This is a genomic window from Arthrobacter sp. 05L417, assembly GCF_056397865.1.
The window spans coordinates 1-3,217 of sequence record NZ_JBFTOG010000075.1 but is presented as its reverse complement, the minus strand read 5'-3'; the positions used below and the strand labels follow the sequence as shown (position 1 = coordinate 3,217).

Genomic DNA, 3,217 nt, shown 5'->3' with positions numbered 1-3,217 from the left:
ATTCCTTCCTCGTCCCGTGCGGCTGCAAATAGTACTCATGCATGAACTCACGGATCTCTTCACGCGTAAAACCCTTGTTATCAACGGCCATCGCCGGCTCCTTCAATCAACAGGTAATGAATGACTCACAACCAGCTTGACGATGAGGGGCTCGCTCACCTTTGAGGCCTTTTGGACAAACGCTCGCTCAGATCTGCCGGCCGCTCCGGAGAGATCTGAGCGAGCGTTTGCCGTTTGGGGTTCAAAGGTGAGCGAGGGTTTCAGTAGCCCATGCTGCTGCCGCTTGGGGTGCTGCTGCTCGGGGTCACCATGGAACCGGACGGGCTGACCAGAGACCAGACACCGCCCACGCCTTGGCCGTAGGTGTCACTGGAATCTTCATCCTTGGAGTAGAAGTAGATGGGCATCCCATTGATGGTGATCTGCATCTTGCCGTCTGCCGTGGGGATGGTTCCGATGGTTCCGCTCACCCCATCAACCGCCGGCGTGGCCGACGTCGTTGTCACGGGGGGCCAGAGGGTAGCGCAGCCGCCGGTGCAGGCACTCTTGCCGGAATCCTTGACGTCCTTCGAGAAGACGTAGACACTCTTGCCGTTCGCCGCAACCACTCTCTCGCCCACGCTCGACGACGCCGTCTTCAGTTCCGCCGCGCCGGCAGGAGTGCTCGACGCCGGAGCGCTTGAACTCGACGCCGCGGAACTGGGACTGGTTGCGCTTGAGGATGTGGAGGATGCGCCGGGGCTTCCTCCGCAGGCAGTGAGGGCGATGGCCAGAGCAAGAATTCCGAGCCCGGTGCCGAGTTGCTTCTTCATGGTTTGCTCCTTCGCTTGGACCGGTCATGGACGTGCCGGAAGCTAACCCGTACGACGCCGCCGGGTGAAGAATGGTTCACAGGGCTTGAACCTTTTTCGTGGCGGGCACGTCGTATCGCAGGAGAAGGGGAAGCCGAGCACCAAGGAGGCGCCGATGCCGCTCGACGAGGACGTGGTGGCCGCGATCTACCGCGACCACGGTACAGCCTTGCGCCGCTTCGTCTTGAGCTGCACGCCCGACGCGCACTTGGCCGAGGACGTAGTGCAGGAAACCATTCTTCGCGTATGGCAGCACGCCCCGCAGATCACGGGCAGCCTGCGGAGCTATTTGTTCCGCACTGCCCGCAATGTCATCATCGACAACTACCGCAAGGCCCAGCGGCGCCCGGCAGAGGCCGCCGAACGAGACATGGCGGACCCGGAGGAGGCCACCGAGCGAGTGGATGAACTCCTCAACCGGGTCCTTATGGAGGAAGCGCTCCTGAGGCTCAGCACCGAACACCGGGAGGTCCTGGTAGCCCTGCATTACGAACGTTTCACGGTGACCGAGGCCGCGCTGAGGCTCAACATCCCCAGCGGAACGGTGAAATCCAGGGCCTTCTACGCCGTCAGGGCGCTTCGCACGATTCTCGACGAAATGGGGGTGCAGCGGTGAACGAAACAGGACTTCACCAATTGCTGGGCGCCTACCTGCTCGGCGGACTCGAGCCCGCCGAGGCCCGGGTTTTCGAGGAGCATTTGGCAAGCTGCGCTGATTGCCGGCTCGAGCTGGGGGAACTGGAGAGCCTCCCGGCCCTCCTCGACGCCGTCCCCGTGCCCGACGCCGTCGCGCTCGCCGCCGGGCGCCCCGCCGTCGAGCCTTCCGCCGCTGCCCCTTCCGACGCGCGCTCACTTATAGGGGCTTTTTCGGAAAGGCTCCCGCAGCCGATTCTCCTGAAAATGGCAGCACGGCGACGGAAATCCCGACGGCGGTGGACGGCTCTGGTGGGTGCCGTCGCCGCGGCCTGCCTTGGGGTGGGCATATTGGCGGGTCCCGTGTTGAACCAGCCACCCAAGCCGGACGCCAGCTACTCCGTGCAGACGGACAATGGCCTGCAGCTCACCGTGGGGCTCGTCAGGAAGGCGTGGGGGACCGAGCTTCAGCTGGAAGGGCACAGCATGCCGCCGCAAGGCACGATGTACCTGTGGGTCAAGGGCCGCGACGGCACGGAGGAAATGGCCTGCGGATGGACCGCGACATCCAGCGGCCACATCAAGGTCACGGGTGCGACGCCGGTCCAGCTCGCCGGGATTTCGGGCGTGGAACTGCGCGATGACAACCAAAAGACGGTCGCGGTGATTTCGGTCCCGGGGAGCTAGGGGTTTCCGGGACCTATGCGGTCGGCGGCTACGCGGATGCCCGGTCAGCGGTCGGCGGCTACGCGGATGCAGCTTGGCTGGCCTCAGGATCTGGCAGATCGTTTCGCTCCCAGGCGGGCATGTCCAGTCGGTTGAAACTGTAGAGATGGATTCCCGAGACACCATCCGGGTGCGCCATGAGCTCGGAAACCAGGCCTTCCGGTGAGTACTTGTCCCCGCCTAGGAGCTTGCGGGCAAGGGTTCCTTTATTGCTGAGGAACTTCAGGGACGTCCCGACGCCGATCTGGGCTGCCAGGGCCAGCAGTTTTGTCCGGGGAACGGCCCCGGCCACCCCTGCCCACACCGGCAGCTCGACGCCTTCCCGGCGCAGGAGTGCCGCGTAATCGAGGACCTTTGGGGCGGAGAAGCACATTTGCGTGACAACGTGCGTGGCCAGGTGTTGTTTGGCCAGCAGGGCGTCGAGCAAGTCCAGCCCGCTCACGGAAGGATGCCCCTCGGGGTAACCGGCGATGCCCGCTGTGATGCTGCCGCCGGAGTACTCTGCGATGTCTGCCAAGAGGGGAAGGGTTGATCGATAGGGGCCGGCACCAAGAGGTCCGTCTCCGCCGATGGCGAAGACTTCCGTGATCCCGGCGGTTTCGCAGTCCCGGAGGATGCCGGAAAGCTGCGCCCGGTGCTCCAGCCCGCGTGCCGAGAGGTGCGGAATCACGTTGTAGCCGAGGAGGCTGAGCTTGATGGAAGCCTCCATGGTCCGCGCGATGCCGTGGTGGGGCAGGCAGGTAACGGTGAGCGTTGTGGAAAGCGGCACAGCGGCCTGGACTTTCTCAACGATTCCGTCTGAGGGGATGATTTCAATCCGGGTGGGGAACATGCTGGCTCCTTGCGGATCAGGCCGTCGCGTGGTGTGCGAGGAGGGTGCGGGCTTCCTGGCGGGTGGTGCCGGAGTCCTGGATGCCTTCGGCGATGTGGGCCAGGTGCGTGGGGATTTCGCGGCCTTTTTTGCGCATCGCGGTGGCCCAGAGTCGTCCGGCGCGGTAGGAGGAGCG

Annotated in this window: 4 protein-coding genes and 1 pseudogene; 2 read left to right on the top strand and 3 right to left on the bottom strand. The window is 64.4% G+C overall.

Annotated features, from left to right (window positions below; all coding sequences use genetic code 11):
- Positions 1-260: 260 nt before the first annotated feature.
- Positions 261-812: a COG4315 family predicted lipoprotein gene (locus AC1DJW_RS26310; protein ID WP_284752886.1), complete on the bottom strand. Its 552-nt coding sequence runs from the start codon at positions 810-812 to the stop codon at positions 261-263.
- Between the two features lie 154 nt (positions 813-966).
- On the opposite strand from AC1DJW_RS26310, the gene AC1DJW_RS26305 reads away from it, so the two are divergent.
- A complete protein-coding gene (locus AC1DJW_RS26305) occupies positions 967-1,467 on the top strand; it encodes a sigma-70 family RNA polymerase sigma factor (protein WP_284752887.1) in 501 nt (166 codons plus the stop codon).
- Complete coding sequence (locus AC1DJW_RS26300; protein ID WP_390280037.1) at positions 1,464-2,171, top strand: zf-HC2 domain-containing protein; 708 nt, start codon at positions 1,464-1,466, stop codon at positions 2,169-2,171. The genes AC1DJW_RS26305 and AC1DJW_RS26300 overlap by 4 nt, the downstream gene beginning before the upstream one ends.
- A gap of 58 nt (positions 2,172-2,229) precedes the next feature.
- Here AC1DJW_RS26300 and AC1DJW_RS26295 read toward each other — a convergent pair whose 3' ends face one another.
- Positions 2,230-3,042, bottom strand: coding sequence for a methylenetetrahydrofolate reductase (locus AC1DJW_RS26295; protein ID WP_459343120.1), 813 nt, complete (start codon positions 3,040-3,042; stop codon positions 2,230-2,232).
- A 16-nt stretch (positions 3,043-3,058) separates the two neighbouring features.
- Positions 3,059-3,217: pseudogene (locus AC1DJW_RS26290) on the bottom strand (lipoyl synthase); the annotation flags it as partial.